We start from the raw sequence: 18,630 nt of genomic DNA, 5'->3' as shown, positions 1-18,630 counted from the left end.
TTCCAGAATTTTTACATCACTATGCCAGAAAATTTTTTAAATTGATGGATAAACTAACGGTACAAAATTACTGAAAGGAGAAATAAGCATTGCTAAAGGAAATCCATCACAAAATGAAAATATTAGGAACAAATATATATTACGAATATTATCATCATCCACAACAAACAGATACGATCGTGCTGATTCATGGATTTTTATCCTCCACCTTCAGCTACAGAAAATTAATCCCTTTATTAAAAAAGCACTTTTCCATTATAGCCATTGATCTTCCCCCATTTGGGAAATCCGAAAAAGCAACGAAGTTTTTCTATTCCTATCACAACATGGCAAAAGCGGTTATAGAGCTTTTAGAACGTTTGCAAATCAAACAGGCTGTAATTGTCGGCCATTCCATGGGCGGACAAATTTCTTTATATGCAGCTAAGCAAAAACCTGATTTGTTTAAAAAAATTGTGCTCATTTGCAGCTCTGGTTATATGCAAAAGATGCCTTCCTCTCTCATATTTTGTTCATATCTCCCGTATTTTTACCTTTACGTTAAAAGACAATTTATCAGGCAAGGCGTATGGAAAAGCTTATGCAGCGTCGTGCACGACCAATCGCTCATTAACGAAGACATGATATACGGATATAGCGAACCGTTTTATGACGATAAAATTTTCAGAGCATTGACCCGAATGATTCGTGAACGTGAAGGAGATCTTTCCTCACAAGACTTAAAAACGATTGAAATTCCATGCTTATTAGTATGGGGGGAAGAAGATAAAATCGTTCCAATCGAAGTCGGATACCAGCTTCAGAAAGATTTGCCCATCTCTCGTTTTGTCTCCTTCAAACAAACAGGCCATTTAGTGCCTGAAGAGCGGCCATATCATGTTAGTAATCACATTTTTGATTTTTGTTTCGGCTAAATAGGTAAGCGTTTTTACAATAATTGGCATGACACATTTTTTTAATCGCCAATAGTTTTTTGGCGATTTTTTCACATTCCTTTAAAGGTATAACCTCTTCAAAAGAGAATTCGTAAATTGACTGAATCTTCCTAGCCAACTGTAAAGGGTGATCAATTGTATGAACGGCTTGAATGCAATCAACTATTTCCAGTTCGTAAGCATCATTGCCCAGTTGGAGCGGATCCCATTCACTTAACAGTTCAATCATAAATAAATTTGCCTCTTTTTGTTCCATATCGCTTCCCCCAAATTGGTACAAAATGTTTGCAATTGTATTTTAGCACATATACATTGGTATTGAGGTGAGAAGATGAGTGATTTTGATCAAGTAATAAAAAGAAAAGGAACACAATCTTACAAATGGGATTTCACAAAAGAATTGTTCGGACATGAAGATGTTTTGCCAATGTGGGTAGCTGATATGGATTTCAAATCTCCAGATGCGGTCATAGCGGCTTTGAAAGAACGAGTCGAACACGGTGTGTACGGCTATACTGGCGTCGGCTCCAAAACAAAAAAATCGGTTCAAAATTGGCTAAAAACAAGACATGGATGGGAAATTTCAGCCGATTCACTTGATTTTTGTTCAGGCGTAGTGGAAGCAATGAGCATAGCCATCCAAGCATTAACGGAAGAGGGGGATCGGATTGTGATTCAGCCCCCGGTATACAAGCCTTTTTTTGACATGGTGAAGTATAATAAACGCATTGTTGTGGAGAATGAATTAGTTTTAAAAGACGGGCGTTATTCTATCGATTTTGAAGATTTGGCGGAAAAGCTGGCAGATCCATCCGTCAAAATGCTGATTCTTTGCAACCCGCAAAACCCGAGCGGAAGAGTATGGACAAAAGAGGAGCTTGCAAAAATCGGCGAATTGTGCTTAGAAAACGGCGTGTTTGTTTTTTCAGATGAAATTCATTCAGATATTTTGCTGTTCGGCAATAAGCACACTCCTTTTGCTTCCATCAGTGAATCATTTGCTCAAAATTCCATTACAGCTATTGCCCCAAGCAAAACATTTAATCTTGCCGGCCTTCAAGCTTCAGCAGTGATCATTCCTGATAGGAAAATATTAGGTAAATTTAAACAAGTGAAAAGAAACCAGGGGCATTTTTCTTTAAATATTTTTGGCATTACGGCAATGGAAGCAGCCTACAATAACGGACATGAATGGCTGGATTCACTTCTCCTTTACCTTGAAGAAAACGTAAAACTTGTCGAACAATATATTGGGGAGCATTTAAAAAGTATAAACGTAATCCATCCTGATTCTACGTATTTAATTTGGCTTGATTGCCGTTCATTAAATATGACTGAACAACAATTAAAAAAACAGCTGCTTGAAAAAGGAAAATTAGCATTGGAACTGGGCAGTAAATACGGCAAGGCTGGAGAAGGTTTTGTGCGGATGAATATCGGCTGTCCGCGGCAGATGGTCCTAGATGGATTAAAGAGACTAAAAACGGCTCTTTCTTAACATTCGTTGGGAGGCATCGCCTCCCGGTTTCAGCTTCTTTTTTTCTCATTTTCTGAAAGCTTTTTCAGCAGCTCATTCGCTTTTTCTTCTTCCTTGCGGGATATTTTTTTAAAAAAAATGATCGCAACTACAGCTAAAATGATAAACGGAACCATTTGCAAAAAACCATATAAATATTCAATTTTATTTTCCGGAAAATATAGAATAAAATTTAGAAGCCATTCCATGATCATCACGACCTTTCAAATCCATTCTATCTTTTACTATAGCAAAATTTTGCTTTATCATGCCATCTGCTCTGAAAATAAAAGTGTACAATAGGTGAAAACATTACAATTGCTGGAGGGGAAAACTTTGGACATAAAAGTCGGGGATATCGTTACAGGCATTTATAAAACCGGTAAATATATCGGGGAAGTTACCGAAATTCGGGAGAATCATTATTTAGTAAGAGTAAAAGCGGTTTTAAAACATCCGATGCAAGGGGATTTGCACCAGCCGAAACAAGCAGATGTTCCGTTCTTTCATGAACGCAAAGCACTTTCCTTCAATGAACAAGCAAATATTCCAAAAAAAATGGTTCACCATTATAACGGGGAAATTCCTGATTACGAAACTTCTCTGAAAGAAGCTTCCGCTGCTTTAAAGAAGGAGCTTGAGGAAGATGCAAGCGATTGGGCATTGCGTTCTCTTGAAAACTTGAATCGATTAGAGAGAGAATATTTTAAAGCATTATGAAAAGGCCACTACAAATTGCAGCTGGCCTTTTCATGTCGCTTGCTTTTGCCATAATTTTGTTAAATCTATTCGTTCACCAATTGTCAGCGGCTTTGGTTTCAAAAGATATTGCTTATCTTTTTCAATCAGCTTAAAAATATTAAAAGTTGTTAACGCATCGTCAAGTGCACGATGATGCTTGCCGATTCCTTTTTTGCCGTATTCCTCCACAGCTTTCCACAATCCTGTTTGATTGCGGTCGCCAAAAAATTTTTTATATTCCATTGATAAATCGATCTCCGTACCTGCTATTGGAAATGGCAGTCCATGCTCTTTGCAATTATGGCGAAGAACTTTCATGTCCATGTTGCCCCATGTCACGATCATTGTTTCTTCCCCAAAAGAAAGCTTGCGAAGAAGATGAACCAATTCGGAAAACGATAGACCGTTATCAACTTGTTCTTGGGTAATTTCCAAAAAACGCTTACATCGTTCTGTTAATTTTGGAAAAAATCTAGGTTTTACAAATGTGGAAAACGTCTCTTTAATTTTTCCCCTTTCTACCTTTACGACACCCGCTTCGATAATTTCCGGAAAAAAGCCTTCCGGATTCATTTTGTTCTCAGCCATTGTAAATTCAAAATCAATAAATAACTGCTTCTTGGCCTCCACGTTCATCCTCCCTCCTTATGCAATCACTGCTCCTAAAACACCGTTACTTCATTATATCATTTAACAAGAATAAATATCTTCCATTTCGGAAAATAAAAAATTTTTTATGAATTTTTTATTATAAAATAGAAGAAAGGAGTGAATATCGATGAAGCCAAAAAAAATCATTCTTTTCGACGGCATGTGCAATTTTTGCGATTCGACCGTAAATTTCATCATTTCGCACGATCCAGATGAAATTTTTATATTCGCACCGCTGCAATCAAGCAAGGGAAAGGAATTATTACAGCAATTCGGCCTTTCGACTGAATCTTTTGATTCGCTCGTATTATCGGATGGGAATCACTGTTATACAAAATCCACTGCTGCTTTACATATCGCCAAACACTTAAGCGGTTTTTTGAAAATATTTTACGGATTCATCATCATCCCGAAACCAATTCGCGATTTTTTTTATCAGATCATTGCTAAAAACCGATATAAATGGTTCGGTCAAAAAAACAAATGCAGTCTTCCTAGTGAAAACATAAAAAAACGTTTTTTACAATAATCCGAGGAAATTTTAAAACTTCCTGTTCATCTCATAAATTTTTCTTTCTGTAAAGAAAGAAAGAAACTGGACAATCGCCAATTTCTTTTAAAAAACTCGATTTTACTTGTATTTGCTTAAATATTTTTGCATTTCATTCTTAGTAATTGATAACACGAATGTATTCTCTTGGTGCAAATTTTTCTTCCTTCATATTTTTGGAAAAAGTATTGATTGGCGTCCACTCATATGATGGATGTACATACGTCTGTTTCGTTTGTTCATGCAAATACCATGAAATGCTGAATAATAAGATAAAAATTAAAACGGCTGTCATTACCTTTTTTGTCATCATATCACCTCATTTTCAAGGTGGGAAATTTCACAAAAAAATATACATTTTATGATTTTTTTGATACGATATTTGTGGTCATATGAACTTGAAATTTAAAAAGCTATATATGCAAAAAATATTGAGAACAATAAAATACAGCTAGTCCAAAACATTCGGTGAGGAGGGTTTACATGACATTTCTGCATTGGGCTATATTATTTCCATTTCTATTTGCTTTCATGGTACCATTCCTATATAAGACATTTCGGAAAATACATACTGGATGGTTTGTGCTTCCCCTTCCTATATGTTTATTCATATTTTTTCTTCAATTTTTGCCGGAAGTTAAGTATAAAGAAGGTATCGTACAAACTGTTAAATGGATTCCATCATTAGGAATTGATTTTGCTGTTTATGTGGACGGACTCAGCCTTCTGTTTGCTTTGCTCATTACCGGTATCGGCTCTCTCGTTGTTCTTTATTCGATCTACTATTTGTCGAAGGAAAAAGAACAGCTGAATGCGTTTTACGTTTATTTGTTGATGTTTATGGGGTCAATGCTTGGAGTAGTCTTAACTGATAATACTATTGTTTTATATACTTTTTGGGAAATTACCAGCTTTTCTTCTTTTCTATTAATTGGCTATTGGCATTATCGGGAAAGATCACGTTACGGGGCGCTAAAATCGATGCTTATTACTGTTTTCGGCGGGCTTTCCATGCTTGGCGGATTTATCTTGCTCTACATCATGACTGGAACATTCAGCATTCGTGAAACAATTGCCCAAAGCAACAGTATCGCCGACAATGGATTATTTATCCCAGCCCTTATTCTGCTCTTATTGGGAGCATTTACTAAATCTGCCCAATTTCCTTTTTACATTTGGCTGCCTGATGCGATGGAAGCGCCAACGCCAGTCAGTGCGTATCTCCACTCAGCAACGATGGTGAAAGCAGGCATTTATTTAGTTGCTCGATTCACACCTGTATTTGCAGGAAGTGCCGAATGGTTTTGGATCGTTTCACTTTTCGGAATTTTCACCTTATTCTGGGGATCCTTCCATGCGGTGAAACAAACAGATTTAAAAGCGATGTTAGCCTTTTCAACTGTCAGCCAGCTCGGCATGATTATGTCCCTTTTAGGTGTCGGCTCCGCCGCCCTCTTGTTTGATCATTTTGAATTTTATTCAGTTGCGATTTTAGCAGCGATTTTCCATTTGATTAACCATGCGACATTTAAAGGCAGCCTATTTATGGTTGCAGGCATTGTTGATCATGAGACAGGCACTCGAGATATTAGAAAGCTTGGCGGACTCATGTCCCTTATGCCCATTACCTTTACGATCGGTTTAATCGGCGCGTTTTCTATGGCAGGTCTTCCACCATTTAATGGATTTTTAAGCAAGGAAATGTTTTTTACCGGTATGATTCGAGTATTGAACATGGATGTATTTCAAACAGAAACATGGGGGTTTTTACTTCCAGTGCTCGCATGGATCGGCAGTGTTTTTACATTTATTTACAGCATGATGTTTGTTTTTAAAACATTTGCTGGAAAATTACAGCTGGAAAATCTGCCTAAAAAACCCCACGAGGCGCCGATCGGAATGCTGATTCCGCCTATTGTGCTGGCATCCCTTGTTGTTATTTTTGGATTTTTTCCAAACTTGCTTGCTTACAGCTTAATCGAACCGGCAATGAAATCTGTCATGCCTAGCGTGTTGAAGGATGGGGAACATTTTAACATCCATATTTCACATTGGCACGGCTTTACTGCAGAATTTTGGATGACAGTTGGCGTAGTGATACTTGGAATATTCCTATACTTGACAGCGTCAAAATGGAAAAGAGTTTACGATCTGCAGCCGAAATGGATGACGCTCAATCAATTATATGATCATTCTTTAAAAACGGCAGGCAAAACTTCCAACCGGCTGACAAGCTTTTATATGACTGGATTTATTCGCGACTATCTCATCTATATTTTTGCATTTATGATCATGGCAGTTGGAGCGACAATGATCATCAAGCAATCGATCTCTTTTGCTGCGGATGATGCTGCACCTGTCGGAATTTATGAATTGATCCTGTCGATTGTTATGATCGCCGGTTCTATCACAGCTGTTTTGGCAAGATCCAGATTGACAGCCATTATTGCGCTTAGCTCCGTCGGGTATTCACTCGCACTGTTTTTCGTTCTATTTAGAGCGCCGGATTTAGCTTTAACGCAGCTAGTTATTGAAACGGTATCAACAGCCTTGTTTTTGCTTGCTTTTTATTTCTTACCTGAGCTGCAGAAAAAAAATAAAACTCGAAGATTCCGCCTGGTGAATTTTATAATTTCAGCAGGCGTCGGGGGGATTGTAACGCTGCTGGCCATTTCCGCAAGCAGCGAACGCACTGGAAAAACGATCGCGGAATACTTTCTGGAAACGAGCTATAGCTTGGGCGGCGGATACAATGTCGTCAACGTTATACTAGTCGATTTCCGCGGCTTTGACACGCTGTTTGAAATAACTGTTTTGGCAATCGCAGCGCTTGCTGTCTACAGTATGATTCGCCTTCGCACAGGAGGGAAAGACGTTGAAGAAAACGGGTTTAAAAACGAATGATCTTATTTTGCAAACAATTACAAAAATCGTACTTTTTATCGTGATCATTTTTTCGTTCCATTTATTTTTCGCTGGCCATAATGCCCCTGGAGGCGGGTTTATCGGCGGGCTCATCACATCAGGAGCAATCGTTTTATTATTGATCGCTTTTGATATCAAAACCGTGAAAGCGATTTTGCCCATTAATTATGTTAAAGTGGCGGCGTTCGGATTATTGATTGCGATTTTATCGGGGATCGGCTCCTTTCTTTTCGGAGTTCCGTTCCTTTCCCATACACATGGCTACGTTCACATACCGGTTTTAGGCGATACACATCTTGCGACTGCTGTCATTTTTGATCTCGGTGTATATTTTGTTGTTGTTGGTGTGACAATGACGATTATTCAAACGATTGGAGAGACGGAATAATGGAGATCGTAACTTCCATTGTTGCAGGAATTTTGTTTATGACAGCTACATATTTAATGCTTTCAAAAAGTTTATTGCGGATCATTATTGGAACAGGTCTATTGAGTCACGGAGCTCATCTCCTCATTTTAACGATGGGGGGACTGAAAAAAGGAACTGTTCCGCTGTTAGATGAACACGCAGCTTCTTATGTAGACCCTTTGCCGCAAGCACTTATATTAACTGCAATTGTCATTAGCTTTGGAGTAACAGCCTTCTTTTTAGTGTTAGCCTACAGATCTTATCAAGAACTTGGAACAGACGATATGGATCAAATGAGGGGAAATGATCAGAAATGAATAACAATATCATAATTTTACCGATTATTATTCCTATGATAACTGCAGTATTGCTTATTTTTTTCAATAAACAAGAAAAAGTGCAAAAATATTTAAGCGCTGTTTCTTCCGTTATAAATATCGGCATTTCCGTTTTCCTTGTTCACTATGTTCATACAAACGGAATCATTTCCCTTGAAGTCGGGGATTGGAAAGCGCCGTTTGGGATTGTTCTTGTAGCCGATATGTACGCGATTCTGCTTGTTTTAACGGCAAACATTATTGTTTTTGCCTGTTTGCTATTTTCCTACAAAATAGTAGATTATAATCGAAGCAAATTTTTCTACTATTCCGGCGTCATGTTTTTATTGACCGGAGTGTCCGGTGCTTTTCTGACAGGAGATCTTTTCAATCTGTTTGTGTTTTATGAAGTTATGCTCATGTCTTCTTATTTTTTAATTGTTCACGGAAATTCAAAGCCGCAATTAAGAGAAACTATTAAATACATTTTAGTAAATGTTATTTCATCCGCTTTATTTGTCATATCCGTTGCATTTCTATATGCTGTAACAGGTACATTAAACATGGCTGACTTGAGCCTGCGAGTCGCAGAATTAGGCTCATCCGGCATCATCGCGGCCATCTCCATCATGTATTTAATTGTATTCGGATTGAAAGGAGCCATTTTCCCGCTTTTTTTCTGGATGCCCGGCTCCTATCAGGCTCCGCCAGCAGCTGTTACGGCCCTGTTTGGTGCTCTTTTGACAAAAGTTGGAGTCTATTCGATCACAAGAGTGTTTACGCTTATATTTTTGCAGGACATTGCATTTACTCATACGTTTATCGCATGGCTGGCGGTGCTTACGATCATATTTGGCGTTATTGGCGCCATTAGCTTCTCGGATATTAAACAGATCGTGATATACAACATTTTGACAGGCGTTGGTGTCATTTTATTTGGAGTGTCCACAATGACCAAATCAGGTTTAGAAGGATCTGTTTATTACATGATCCATGATATGATTATTAAAGGGTTGCTGTTCCTTTTGGTCGGAATCGTCTTTTCGATCACTGGAACAACAAACCTTGAAAAATTCAGTGGACTAATAAAAAAATACCCAACACTTGGGTGGATGTTTTTTATCGCCGCATTAGCTTTAGCTGGCATTCCACCATTAAGCGGTTTTATCGGGAAACTAAAAATAGTCCAAGGGGGATTTGAGCAAGGTGAATTTGTATTAGCTTTCGTAGTCTTGCTTTCAAGCCTTTTAGTCCTATATTCTGTGATGAAAATATTTATTAACGGTTTTTGGGGAGAGGAAAAAATTCCGCAAGTTCGGGAAACCAGTCAAGTAAAAAGTCTTTACGTTCCAGCTGCTTTCTTACTTGCTCTCTCATTATTTTACGGGCTTGGCACAGAATTTATCTCTTCATACATCAAACAGGCGGAACAGGTTCTTCTTTCTCCTGATCTTTATATTGAAGCCGTATTAAAGGAGTAGATCACATGGCCTTTCAAATACTGTTAAATTTTATGATTGCCATTACATGGATGCTTTTGCAGGATGACTACTCATTCATCACATTTTTTATCGGATATCTTTTAGGTATTATCATTCTTTTCGCGCTACGCCGTTTTTTTCCAAGACGATTTTATCTGTACAATATTGCCGCCGTCATAAAGCTCATGTTCATCTTTTTGAAGGAGCTTGTCCTTGCAAATATTGCTGTTTTAAAAATCGTTTTGTCGCCAAAATTGAAAATGGAGCCTGGAATTTTTGCCTTTGAAACAGAATTGGAAAAAGATTGGGAAATTACGATTCTATCCAATCTCATTACTTTAACACCAGGAACATTTGTTATTGATATTTCCGATGATAATAAAACGCTTTATATCCATTCTGTGGATATAGCGAATGTCGAACAAGCAAGAAAAGATATAAAAAGCAGTTTTGAGAAAGCTATTAAGGAGGTGAGCCGTTAATGTTTGAATTTATTATTTGGATTTCTTTGGCTCTTATCGCTGCTTCCTCTCTCTTATTGATGATTCGGCTCATCAAAGGCCCATCCGTTCCAGACCGCGCCATATCATTAGATGCGATCGGCATCAACTTAGTCGGGATCACAGCGATCATGTCGATTGTTTTAGATACAAGCGCTTTTTTGGACATTATTTTATTAATTGGAATTTTAGCTTTTATCGGCACGGTATCGATTGCTAAATTCTTGGAGAAAGGAGAAATTATCGAAAATGATCGAAACAATCAGTAAGTTTGTGATCGGATATCTCATTCTCCAAGGAGCCTTTTTCAGCCTAATTTCCGCCATTGGTGTGTTGAGGCTACCAGATGTATATACGAGAAACCATGCGGCTTCCAAAAGCGCGACATTAGGTGTGCTCTCTATTTTACTAGGGGTGTTCTTATATTTTTGGGTGCTTGAAGACCATATGAATGGAAGAGTTTTGCTGGGAATCCTGTTTATATTTTTAACATCGCCTGTAGCAGGACATTTAATCAGCCGCGCAGCTTACCATACAAAAGTGAAACTATGGGAAAACAGCAAAATTGATGAGTTAAAAGAAAAAAAGAAAGCAAAGGATAAGGTTCATTCATGAGCCTTATCTTTTATAGCAATCAAATTGGACGGGACTTCTTAATTTAAAGAATGCCTTCTGACTTCGCAATTAATACGGCTTCTGTCCGAGAGCTGACGTGCAGCTTATTAAAAATGGAAGTGAGACTATATTCAATCGATCTTTTGCTTAAATGCAGCTTATCTGCTATTTCTTGATTTGTTAACCCTCTTTCGACTTCCATTAAAATCATTTTTTCCCGATCCGTTAAAGGCTCATTTGCTTCTTTCATAGATGGCGACTTGAATGTCTGTCGTTCAATCAATTTTTTTACGTAATCAAATGATAGAATAATCTCACCAAGCAACGCATGGCGAATGTGAGATAATATTTTCTCTTTTGACTCCGTCTTGCTGATCACTCCATGAATGCCTAAGGAAATCGCTTCTTCCATATAATCATTGACATCATATCCAGTATAAAGAAGGACTTTGCATTGGTGTTCTTGGGATGTTATTTGCTTTGCCAGTTCAATCCCGTTGACGTCACCTAAATTCATATCCATAAGAACTGCATCATATTGCAAAAAATCGATTTTCTCCATAAGTTCAGCCGTATAAGGAGGCTCCAGACAATCCACTTCAACTTCAGAATCCGTTTCCAATATCGCTTTTGTCCCTTCTCTCACAGCAGGATGATCGTCAATCACTAAAATACGAATCATGCTTTCCACCTCTTTAGACAAAATCTACAGTAAAATGACTTGGCAAAAGCCAAGTCAAGAATGTGATTAAATTTCAATTAAGACCCGAAATCCATTTCCCGGAGAAGTCTCAATCTTCATTTCACCATCCAAAGCTTTTACCCTCTCTCTAATTCCGGACAATCCCATGCTTTCTGTTTTCGCATACAACAGTTCTTCATCGATGCCTACGCCATCATCTTCATAGTGCAATACAATTTTTTCTCTTATATTGACGAGCATAATTAATATTTGCTTCGCATTCGAATGCTTGCGCGCATTTGATAAAAGCTCCTGAATGATCCGATACAAATTAAGCTGCATGTTTATATCAAGCTGCTTGTTAAAATTCCCCGTATTAAAGCGGATTTGAAAATTACACTGTTCTTCGTATTGCGCTACTAGCTTTGATACCGCCTTGACGAGTCCCAAGTCATATAAAATTTGCGGACGCAGCTCTTGACACGTTTCCCTCGTCATATGAATGATATCAAGAATGTTTTGATTCATGCTCTGAATTTTTTCGATCGTAGCAGCAGGATATTGTCCAGATTCCTCCAGAACCAATTCGCATTGCCTTTTTAACGAAATCAAATCTTGCAGCACAGAATCATGCAAATCTTTCGCCAAATTGGAGCGCTGCTTCTCTTCAATTGCAAACAGCAGTTTTTTGAGCCATGCAGGATTGCTGTTTCCCTCTTCCACTTTTTCAAGTCTTTCCATCAATTCTTCTATTTTCAAAAAGTTTTCTACAGTTACATTCGTATAAAAAGCAAGGGAATTCAGCCAAGAAATTTCATCACGGGTCAGTTTAGGCGTTTTAATGACAGAAAGGCAAATAATAACATATTTCCGTCTATTCGTTTCACCGACAGTTAACACAAACCCTTTATCAAATTCTACAATTTTCCCTATTTCTGTTACAGCATTTAAAATATCTTTTTCGTATGGGGCAATTTCTAAAAGACCGCCGTCCCCATCATCATCAACCATTTCGATCCGTCCACTCTCATGAACAACAAGGCAGTATGCACGGCTGACCTTCAAAACCTCTAAAATGGTCGATTTTAACTCAGCCATCATCTGTTTTAAACTGCCTGCTTTCCGGATCCTTAACGTATACTTCAAAATGCTGTCCTGATAATTATATTTTTCCGAAAACCGCTTAAACCGGAAGCGGAAGTCAATTATTTCTTTAAAATAAAAAACAAATATCAATAATATATATATAATAATTGAAAGTTGAATAGGGTAAATTTTGGGATTATGTTCTTTTAGCAGTATGATAAAAGCCACTAAAAAGATAGTCGGCAAAATGGAAAGGAGAGCATAATATTTGACTCTGCCTAAAATAAACTCAATATCATATATCTTTGATGATAGAAACTGATACACAAGGGAAAAAGGTACTAATAACAAAAATGACGCTAAAAGGGCAGGCGAAAAAATTGCTTGTTCCAAAAACAAATAAGGGATGACATATAGAACAATAAACGGTGAAAAAGCAATAACGTTTGTAACGATTAGTACTTTGACCGGATATTCAATTTCAGAAAATTTAACTTTACTTAAACCAACAATTTTGGTAACAAAGCTTATAAAAAAGACAACTAAAAAAGAAAATAAACTAAAAAATTTTGTGAATAAACTTAAATGATTATAAAAATCTTCAATGATTCTCGCAACTATATTGAGGAAAACGATAATATACCCTGCATATATCAGTTTTTTGTTGAACAATACGTTTCCAAATTCAAGAAAATAACAATATAAAAAATGTAAATAAATGACTGGAACACTAATAAAAAATAAGAGTACTAAGTATTGTGAAACATGATCACCACGTGCCGAAGCACTGCCGCTTAAATAAGCTAAAGAAATAAACAGTAAAAAAATGTTTAAAAAATATGGAGAAATACTATTTATTTTTTCATTTGATTTATATATAAAATAGCTGCAAAACAAACAAAGAAAATAAATAATTAATGGAATAATGAGCATGTACAAGGAATGCTCAGAAAAAATTAAATTTTCTACTTTTAATACTTTAATTCCATCTTGAGATTTAATCTTCAAAATACTGTCTTGTTGAAGTTGAATATTTATACCTTGAATTCTTTCTCCATTAAGTTCTAATAATATATCCCCCTTTTTTATCCCCGCTTTGCTCGCCCAAGCAGCAGGATCTAAATCAACGATTTCAACTTGACCTTTCTCATTTAATTTAAGATTAGCTCCAATATATGGAGCTTTAAAAAATACATATAATGAATGAGAAACAATGAAAACGCTAATGATGACTAATGATTTATAAAATCGATCCATTATTTTAAACTTTTCAATCAACACTACCCACCGCTTAACGTTTTAAAATTATGATAACCAATAGCTGTAATTTGCAGAAAGCGTATCTACAAACCCATCAATTATACCCAATAATTCTTCCAATTCAACTCCAATCAAACTAGCTTGTCCATTCACGACTTTCTCCAAAACATCAGGGTTTTCGATTAAGAAATTTACGATTTCTTGCATATTGATCTCTCCCTCTATAAATGTTGATATATCAACGGTTGTAGCCGTTTCAGGGGTGTCAAAAAAATATTTTTCGACAAAGTTTCTAACATTATTTCTTAAATATGTGTATATCTTACATTGACTGGGTACGCTTCGCGGCCACTACTGGTTAAATTTGGTTGTAGTGGGGGGAAGCGTATGGGATGCACCGTGGATCTCTGCATCGCTGATGATGACGAACCCTCCCATGTCTCTTGGCATCCTTGTGCCTACATTCCTTCGTTCGGTCTAGTCATCAGGCAGAGGCCGGCTAAGCTCCTTTAGGGACTCAAGGTCGAATGGATGATATCGCGCCAGCTTCTCCGTGTCATCCTTGTTGTCTAGAGAATCGAGACTATAGGCATCAAGCAGCCGTTTCGAGGCCAAAGATGTCCTGCATCATTCGCTTCGCATCGAACGCCTGGTGCTTCGTACACACAGCGTGCAGTACCTTCAGTAATTTCCCGCATAACACCACAATGGATTGCTTCTTGCGCAACGGATTATCGGGCCGTGTCGTGTAATATTCATGTAACTGTCGAAACGCTTCGTTGTGGCGGATCATCGGCATCATCACGCGGAAGAGGAGGGCGCGCAACCGCCTTCTTCCACGCTTCGAGATCCGTTTTTGCCCTTTGTGTTGGCCGGAGGAATGTTCCCGCAGCGTCAGGCCCGCTAATTTGATAAGCTGCCGCGGATCCTGATAATGGGAGAAACTCCCGATCTCTGATAACAGTTCTACGATGGTTGCATCGCCTAAGCCCGGAACCGTTTTGAGCCATTCGTATTCCACGGATGTTTGCACAAGTTCCGTTAGTTGCTGGGTCAGTGCCTCGATTTCCTCCTCCAATTGGCGGTACCGGCGGACAAGTGTGGCGATTTCGATACGGGCCATCTGTTGTCCTTCCGTTACGCCAATGGAATGTTGGGCCAGTTCCATCAGCTTCTTCGCTTTCGGCTTTTGTGGCGATTGTAATCCCTCACTTTGCCGGTAAAGGGCCAGCACCTCTTCTAGTTCTTTTCCTGCCAGATCACTCGGAAATGGCGTATATTCCAGCACCGCGAGCGCCATTTTCCCAAATGACGGGAAGACTTGGGAAAACTCCGGAAAATATCGATCAAGCCAGCGAATCATTTGATTTCGAATCGCTCCCTGTTCTTCCACCAATTTGGAGCGAAATGTCGCTCCCACGCGCAGTTCGGCCTCCATCCCTTTCAGAATGCGCGGATAGCTGAATCGGCCGTCTTTCACTAACCGGGCAATGACGAGCGCGTCTTTCGCATCATGCTTGGTTGGAAGATTGTCATCCAGCTCTTTGGAGCGCTTCACGTGCATCGGGTTTGTCATGACGAGAGGAATGCCCTTCTCGTCAAGAAAGTAAGCGAGATTGAGCCAATAATGTCCCGTTGGCTCGATGCCAACGATCACTTCCGTTTTTTCAAATTCCTCCATCGCTTTCACGATGCATTGGTACAACCATTCCAACCCTTCTCTCGATTGCAGAACGGGAAACGGCTTTTTTAACACCCTCCCTCGCTCATCCACAAAGCAGGCATAATGCTTCTTTTTCGCGATATCCATGCCAACGACGAGCGTTTGATCGGTGACTTGATTAATCTTCTTGTTTGAGATAGAATTCATGTATAGTCCTCCTTGGTATCCAAATTAGGGGTCAATTCGTGCGATTGACACCCCCGAATCATACCAAGAGGGCTTTTTTTATTCAAGTCCCCGAAAAAACTTCTAACAGGAATGCTCCTTTTTTATTTTTTGATTAAATTTGTTAATAGTTCATCCAATTTCTCAGCAGACAGCGGAAGTTTTTTTATATAAGTTTCAGCCTTCTTAAGCGCGATGTGTTTCATCACATTTAAATATTGGGTGACTCCCGCTTCCAACAGCTTTTCTTTAAAAGCTACAATGCTTCCAAAGTATTCGTCGAAGTCTTTTCCGCTGTGCACATATTGTAAAATATCCACGCTTGTTTGATTAAATTTCCTTTGCAAATAAAGTAATGCCAGTGACGGCTTCAAAAACTTCCTGTCCTGTTTATGCGGAGTAAACAATCCTTTATAATCATTCTCAATCTGGCCGGCAATCCCTACTTGGTGCCCGTATTCCTTAACTTCCTCGTATCTTTTCCCGCATGCAAACATGACACCCGCTTCAGCTGCAAGAGCTGTAAGGGAACCTGATTTCCATCTCATCATTTGCAAACATTCTTTTTCTGTCTTCACGGCATTTGCCAAATCAATATGCTGGCCTTTCATAGCCTGCAAAGCATATTCAAGAAACAGACCAAGGATCTCAGAACGATAAGGTGATGACAGCGAATGGATATGCGATAAACTTAACGTATAAAGAAAGGATGAGCTGTTAATCGCTTCCCCTCTATCAATATCCATCCACGGTTCTGTAAAGTTGTCCAGATCCTCCAAATCATCAAACATATCAAAAGCTAGGACGAGCAATTCAACAGCTGCCATAAGCTTGTACAATTCTTCTTCATCATTTTCGCTGTTGAATACGTTCGCATGCAAATAACAAAGCTCTGCAAAAGGAAATGTTTGTTTAGATTCGATAAAACGATGCAAAAGATTCCGCAAATAAAGCCAGTCTACAGACCTGTCGACCGCATCCTTCATAAACATTGCCACTTGAACTTTGTTTAATAATAACTCACTTTTTAATGCCATCCCCTCCATTTGATCTGATTTATATTCAGCTTGAAATCTATGGATGTTTTGCAATTATTATACTATAAATTATATATTATCATAAAAAAGGCGACCAAATTTGGTCGTCGCCTCATTATACAATTTTCGTATATTGATATTTATCGTATTTGTCAATGCTCTTATTGATATTATTAAGCGCCTTTTTCGTTTCGTCTAACTCCCTTTCAAGCATTAAGAAGATCTTGTTGATTTTTTCAATTTCTTGATGATTCAAAGTATCACACTCCCTTGAAAAGATCTTTTTCGATCTTTCACATTTATTTTATAGAATTTTCGATCATTTTTCACCGAAAAACTAATTTGAAGTTTTATGCGTGATGCCGAAAAACACGCAATGTGATTGTATGTGTCTTTTTGCGATGTATGGCAAACTTATTATAAAGATTGCATGATCATGATTTTTATAACAGAAGGACTCCTTCTTTCCCCCATTTGTTAAATTCATATAAAAAAGAAGGAAAATTTTGATAAAAGAGGGTTGAATGAACGAAAGAACATTGATAGAATATTTTCTAAATCCCGAGAAGATATGACAAATAAGGGTGAACATAGTGGAAAAAAAAGAATATGTTATACATATTAAATTGGACAATTTATTGAAACAAAAAAGAATGACCAAACGAGAACTTGCCCGTCAAGCTGATATTCGCCATACGCTTGTATGGGAAATGTGCCACAACAAAACGAAGCGCCTTCCTCTAGATAAGCTTGCAAAAATTTGCTCCGTATTACAAGTCGACATACATGATGTCATAGAATTAGTAGAGAGAAAAGAAAGCAATCTAATGTAACCTCCGTCTGACAGCAGAGGTTACATATTTCTCAAATTCTCTTAAAAGCTTACATTTCTTGTATCCATTGAGTAATTTTCGAACAAAGTGAAATGGCAATGTTCTCATTCGATCTTTTTGCAATAGAATTTTGTAAATGTTCTCTTGTTTTGTCATTGATTTCTTCATATTTAATGATCTTGGACCATTCAAGCTGCGGTACAGCAACTAATATATACTCCTCTTTTTTGTTTTCATAAATATAGACGTTTCTGATCTCTTCACCGTTATGTATTATATTTGCTTTTCGTACTTTCATTGTTTCACTCCTTTTTTCCCTCTATATAAAAAAATACCTGAGTTGAAAGAAAAATCAATCTCAGGTTTTGCAAAATATTTTACCTATTCCCTATTATCGGTTGATCAAAGAAACTTTTCGAATGTTCATTCGTTTTGCTGCGAACGTCAAATGTTTTTACATAGTCTCCAACATTTAAAGCTCCTGAACCAAGCGCAGATTTTAAACTCGCCTTAGGAGAAATAGAAAAGCTGTCACCCACTTTTATGATTCCTGAGTCGACTTCATTAATCTCAATTGGACCTACAAAAGAAGGCAAACGAAACCACCACTTCCATTGTTTGTTTATAGTATTGTATGATCAAACGTCTAAATTGTTCGCTTATACAATGGATTTTAACTGAGAATAGTACTTTTCAACTTTTTTATCTAGAGTCCTAATTTTCTTTAAAGCCAGCTTTTCGTCAATTTGACGGTAATGATGCATTCCGCCTGGTTCTTCATCCAATTCATCAGCAAGCCGAACTATGCGCTGAAGAGGATTTTGCTTTAAATTACCATCAGGCAAATACGAATCCGTATGAAGGAGAATAGCTAAAGCAATTTGCTTGGCTGCTTCAGGCTTTTCCCCAAGCCTTATCAGCAGTTTATGCGCTCTGTTCGCTCCTTTTATTGCATGAATATCATTTTTTCGATATTTTTCATAATCCCATTTACCGTCCGTGTACCATTCATAATGGCCAATATCATGCAACAGCGCCGCCTTTGTCGCAAGATCGGGATTTACATTGAATGCTATCGCAAGACGAAAAGCGTGATCAGCCGTTTTAATCGCGTGAGCAATGCCAGATCGTTTTAAATATTTTTGTGTAATTGGATGAGTGAAGACTTCCATTAAAGTGACCCTTTTCACAGCTCATCCCTCCT

At 38.0% G+C, this 18,630-nt stretch carries 25 protein-coding genes; 12 read left to right on the top strand and 13 right to left on the bottom strand.

All coding sequences use genetic code 11. The features are described 5' to 3' along the window. Positions 1 to 113: 113 nt before the first annotated feature. Entirely contained in the window at positions 114 to 914 is an 801-nt protein-coding gene (locus NSQ44_RS04530) for an alpha/beta fold hydrolase (protein WP_063387100.1), read from the top strand. On the opposite strand, the gene NSQ44_RS04525 is transcribed toward NSQ44_RS04530, so the two are convergent. Further along, entirely contained in the window at positions 880 to 1,191 is a 312-nt protein-coding gene (locus tag NSQ44_RS04525) for a DUF1871 family protein (protein ID WP_340855291.1), read from the bottom strand. The genes NSQ44_RS04530 and NSQ44_RS04525 overlap by 35 nt on opposite strands. A 75-nt stretch (positions 1,192 to 1,266) precedes the next feature. Here NSQ44_RS04525 and NSQ44_RS04520 point away from each other — a divergent pair, with 75 nt between their 5' ends. Further along, a complete protein-coding gene (locus NSQ44_RS04520) occupies positions 1,267 to 2,433 on the top strand; it encodes a MalY/PatB family protein (protein ID WP_340855288.1) in 1,167 nt (388 codons plus the stop codon). Between the two features lie 29 nt (positions 2,434 to 2,462). Here NSQ44_RS04520 and NSQ44_RS04515 read toward each other — a convergent pair whose 3' ends face one another. After that, positions 2,463 to 2,660: a hypothetical protein gene (locus tag NSQ44_RS04515; protein WP_063387054.1), complete on the bottom strand. Its 198-nt coding sequence runs from the start codon at positions 2,658 to 2,660 to the stop codon at positions 2,463 to 2,465. Positions 2,661 to 2,787: 127 nt separating this feature from the next. Here NSQ44_RS04515 and NSQ44_RS04510 point away from each other — a divergent pair, with 127 nt between their 5' ends. Next, the gene (locus tag NSQ44_RS04510) at positions 2,788 to 3,171 is read left to right on the top strand and encodes a kinase-associated lipoprotein B (RefSeq protein WP_340855283.1); all 384 of its coding nucleotides are present in this window, start codon (positions 2,788 to 2,790) and stop codon (positions 3,169 to 3,171) included. Between the two features lie 30 nt (positions 3,172 to 3,201). Here the strand turns inward: NSQ44_RS04510 and kapD are convergent, their stop codons facing one another. After that, a complete protein-coding gene (kapD, locus tag NSQ44_RS04505) occupies positions 3,202 to 3,822 on the bottom strand; it encodes a 3'-5' exonuclease KapD (protein WP_063387101.1) in 621 nt (206 codons plus the stop codon). A 148-nt stretch (positions 3,823 to 3,970) separates the two neighbouring features. Here kapD and NSQ44_RS04500 point away from each other — a divergent pair, with 148 nt between their 5' ends. Beyond that, the gene (locus NSQ44_RS04500) at positions 3,971 to 4,372 is read left to right on the top strand and encodes a thiol-disulfide oxidoreductase DCC family protein (protein ID WP_445659490.1); all 402 of its coding nucleotides are present in this window, start codon (positions 3,971 to 3,973) and stop codon (positions 4,370 to 4,372) included. 139 nt (positions 4,373 to 4,511) lie between these two features. Here NSQ44_RS04500 and NSQ44_RS04495 read toward each other — a convergent pair whose 3' ends face one another. Next, a complete protein-coding gene (locus NSQ44_RS04495) occupies positions 4,512 to 4,703 on the bottom strand; it encodes a hypothetical protein (RefSeq protein ID WP_340855280.1) in 192 nt (63 codons plus the stop codon). Between the two features lie 173 nt (positions 4,704 to 4,876). Between NSQ44_RS04495 and NSQ44_RS04490 the strand changes: the two genes are divergently transcribed. From NSQ44_RS04490 to mnhG, 7 genes are read left to right on the top strand one after another with little or no spacing between them, the layout of a single operon-like run. Further along, a complete protein-coding gene (locus NSQ44_RS04490; RefSeq protein ID WP_340855277.1) occupies positions 4,877 to 7,297 on the top strand; it encodes a Na+/H+ antiporter subunit A in 2,421 nt (806 codons plus the stop codon). After that, entirely contained in the window at positions 7,269 to 7,706 is a 438-nt protein-coding gene (locus tag NSQ44_RS04485; RefSeq protein WP_340855274.1) for a Na(+)/H(+) antiporter subunit B, read from the top strand. The genes NSQ44_RS04490 and NSQ44_RS04485 overlap by 29 nt, the downstream gene beginning before the upstream one ends. Next, entirely contained in the window at positions 7,706 to 8,044 is a 339-nt protein-coding gene (locus tag NSQ44_RS04480) for a Na(+)/H(+) antiporter subunit C (RefSeq protein ID WP_063387060.1), read from the top strand. Before NSQ44_RS04485 ends, NSQ44_RS04480 begins: the two co-directional genes overlap by 1 nt. Then, positions 8,041 to 9,525, top strand: coding sequence for a Na+/H+ antiporter subunit D (locus NSQ44_RS04475; protein WP_340855271.1), 1,485 nt, complete (start codon positions 8,041 to 8,043; stop codon positions 9,523 to 9,525). The genes NSQ44_RS04480 and NSQ44_RS04475 overlap by 4 nt, the downstream gene beginning before the upstream one ends. Positions 9,526 to 9,530: 5 nt before the next feature. Beyond that, the gene (locus tag NSQ44_RS04470; RefSeq protein ID WP_066249246.1) at positions 9,531 to 10,007 is read left to right on the top strand and encodes a Na+/H+ antiporter subunit E; all 477 of its coding nucleotides are present in this window, start codon (positions 9,531 to 9,533) and stop codon (positions 10,005 to 10,007) included. Continuing rightward, a complete protein-coding gene (locus NSQ44_RS04465; protein ID WP_066249245.1) occupies positions 10,007 to 10,294 on the top strand; it encodes a Na(+)/H(+) antiporter subunit F1 in 288 nt (95 codons plus the stop codon). Before NSQ44_RS04470 ends, NSQ44_RS04465 begins: the two co-directional genes overlap by 1 nt. After that, positions 10,275 to 10,640: a monovalent cation/H(+) antiporter subunit G gene (gene mnhG, locus NSQ44_RS04460; RefSeq protein ID WP_063387064.1), complete on the top strand. Its 366-nt coding sequence runs from the start codon at positions 10,275 to 10,277 to the stop codon at positions 10,638 to 10,640. Before NSQ44_RS04465 ends, mnhG begins: the two co-directional genes overlap by 20 nt. A gap of 43 nt (positions 10,641 to 10,683) precedes the next feature. Here mnhG and NSQ44_RS04455 read toward each other — a convergent pair whose 3' ends face one another. From NSQ44_RS04455 to NSQ44_RS04430, 6 genes are all read right to left on the bottom strand, one after another. Further along, on the bottom strand, positions 10,684 to 11,322 hold the full coding sequence (locus tag NSQ44_RS04455) for a response regulator transcription factor (protein WP_063387065.1): 639 nt from the start codon (positions 11,320 to 11,322) through the stop codon (positions 10,684 to 10,686). A gap of 66 nt (positions 11,323 to 11,388) precedes the next feature. Further along, the gene (locus NSQ44_RS04450; protein WP_340855266.1) at positions 11,389 to 13,686 is read right to left on the bottom strand and encodes a histidine kinase; all 2,298 of its coding nucleotides are present in this window, start codon (positions 13,684 to 13,686) and stop codon (positions 11,389 to 11,391) included. 27 nt (positions 13,687 to 13,713) lie between these two features. Beyond that, entirely contained in the window at positions 13,714 to 13,875 is a 162-nt protein-coding gene (gene comX / locus NSQ44_RS04445) for a competence pheromone ComX (RefSeq protein ID WP_082830253.1), read from the bottom strand. A 385-nt stretch (positions 13,876 to 14,260) separates the two neighbouring features. Continuing rightward, positions 14,261 to 15,538: an IS110 family transposase gene (locus NSQ44_RS04440; RefSeq protein WP_340855263.1), complete on the bottom strand. Its 1,278-nt coding sequence runs from the start codon at positions 15,536 to 15,538 to the stop codon at positions 14,261 to 14,263. A gap of 122 nt (positions 15,539 to 15,660) precedes the next feature. Further along, complete coding sequence (locus NSQ44_RS04435) at positions 15,661 to 16,593, bottom strand: polyprenyl synthetase family protein (RefSeq protein ID WP_340855260.1); 933 nt, start codon at positions 16,591 to 16,593, stop codon at positions 15,661 to 15,663. Positions 16,594 to 16,708: 115 nt separating this feature from the next. Further along, complete coding sequence (locus NSQ44_RS04430) at positions 16,709 to 16,849, bottom strand: DegQ family regulator (protein WP_117016968.1); 141 nt, start codon at positions 16,847 to 16,849, stop codon at positions 16,709 to 16,711. Positions 16,850 to 17,186: 337 nt separating this feature from the next. Here NSQ44_RS04430 and NSQ44_RS04425 point away from each other — a divergent pair, with 337 nt between their 5' ends. Beyond that, a complete protein-coding gene (locus tag NSQ44_RS04425) occupies positions 17,187 to 17,426 on the top strand; it encodes a helix-turn-helix domain-containing protein (RefSeq protein ID WP_232515690.1) in 240 nt (79 codons plus the stop codon). Between the two features lie 49 nt (positions 17,427 to 17,475). Here NSQ44_RS04425 and NSQ44_RS04420 read toward each other — a convergent pair whose 3' ends face one another. The 3 genes from NSQ44_RS04420 to NSQ44_RS04410 form a co-directional block, all read right to left on the bottom strand. After that, positions 17,476 to 17,724, bottom strand: a complete 249-nt coding sequence (locus tag NSQ44_RS04420; RefSeq protein WP_340855255.1) for a YueH family protein — start codon at positions 17,722 to 17,724, stop codon at positions 17,476 to 17,478. Positions 17,725 to 17,803: 79 nt separating this feature from the next. Then, positions 17,804 to 18,022, bottom strand: coding sequence for a spore germination protein (locus NSQ44_RS04415; protein WP_063387068.1), 219 nt, complete (start codon positions 18,020 to 18,022; stop codon positions 17,804 to 17,806). Between the two features lie 63 nt (positions 18,023 to 18,085). Further along, entirely contained in the window at positions 18,086 to 18,616 is a 531-nt protein-coding gene (locus NSQ44_RS04410; protein ID WP_063387069.1) for an HD domain-containing protein, read from the bottom strand. Positions 18,617 to 18,630 lie beyond the last annotated feature (14 nt).

The organism is Aeribacillus sp. FSL M8-0254 (genome assembly GCF_038008845.1).
GTDB classification, from domain to species: Bacteria; Bacillota; Bacilli; order Bacillales; family Aeribacillaceae; genus Aeribacillus; species Aeribacillus composti.
The sequence above is the reverse complement of the archived record's forward strand: the minus strand, read 5'-3'. Positions and strand labels throughout refer to the sequence as shown.

Coding starts and splice junctions, on each gene's coding strand:
- NSQ44_RS04530 (WP_063387100.1), top strand. CDS start 114: ATGAAAATATTAGGAACAAATATATATTACGAATATTATCATCATCCA.
- NSQ44_RS04525 (WP_340855291.1), bottom strand. CDS start 1,191: ATGGAACAAAAAGAGGCAAATTTATTTATGATTGAACTGTTAAGTGAA.
- NSQ44_RS04520 (WP_340855288.1), top strand. CDS start 1,267: ATGAGTGATTTTGATCAAGTAATAAAAAGAAAAGGAACACAATCTTAC.
- NSQ44_RS04515 (WP_063387054.1), bottom strand. CDS start 2,660: ATGGAATGGCTTCTAAATTTTATTCTATATTTTCCGGAAAATAAAATT.
- NSQ44_RS04500 (WP_445659490.1), top strand. CDS start 3,971: ATGAAGCCAAAAAAAATCATTCTTTTCGACGGCATGTGCAATTTTTGC.
- NSQ44_RS04495 (WP_340855280.1), bottom strand. CDS start 4,703: ATGACAAAAAAGGTAATGACAGCCGTTTTAATTTTTATCTTATTATTC.
- NSQ44_RS04490 (WP_340855277.1), top strand. CDS start 4,877: ATGACATTTCTGCATTGGGCTATATTATTTCCATTTCTATTTGCTTTC.
- NSQ44_RS04480 (WP_063387060.1), top strand. CDS start 7,706: ATGGAGATCGTAACTTCCATTGTTGCAGGAATTTTGTTTATGACAGCT.
- NSQ44_RS04475 (WP_340855271.1), top strand. CDS start 8,041: ATGAATAACAATATCATAATTTTACCGATTATTATTCCTATGATAACT.
- NSQ44_RS04470 (WP_066249246.1), top strand. CDS start 9,531: ATGGCCTTTCAAATACTGTTAAATTTTATGATTGCCATTACATGGATG.
- NSQ44_RS04465 (WP_066249245.1), top strand. CDS start 10,007: ATGTTTGAATTTATTATTTGGATTTCTTTGGCTCTTATCGCTGCTTCC.
- mnhG (WP_063387064.1), top strand. CDS start 10,275: ATGATCGAAACAATCAGTAAGTTTGTGATCGGATATCTCATTCTCCAA.
- NSQ44_RS04455 (WP_063387065.1), bottom strand. CDS start 11,322: ATGATTCGTATTTTAGTGATTGACGATCATCCTGCTGTGAGAGAAGGG.
- comX (WP_082830253.1), bottom strand. CDS start 13,875: ATGCAAGAAATCGTAAATTTCTTAATCGAAAACCCTGATGTTTTGGAG.
- NSQ44_RS04440 (WP_340855263.1), bottom strand. CDS start 15,538: ATGAATTCTATCTCAAACAAGAAGATTAATCAAGTCACCGATCAAACG.
- NSQ44_RS04435 (WP_340855260.1), bottom strand. CDS start 16,593: ATGGCATTAAAAAGTGAGTTATTATTAAACAAAGTTCAAGTGGCAATG.
- NSQ44_RS04420 (WP_340855255.1), bottom strand. CDS start 17,724: ATGAAAGTACGAAAAGCAAATATAATACATAACGGTGAAGAGATCAGA.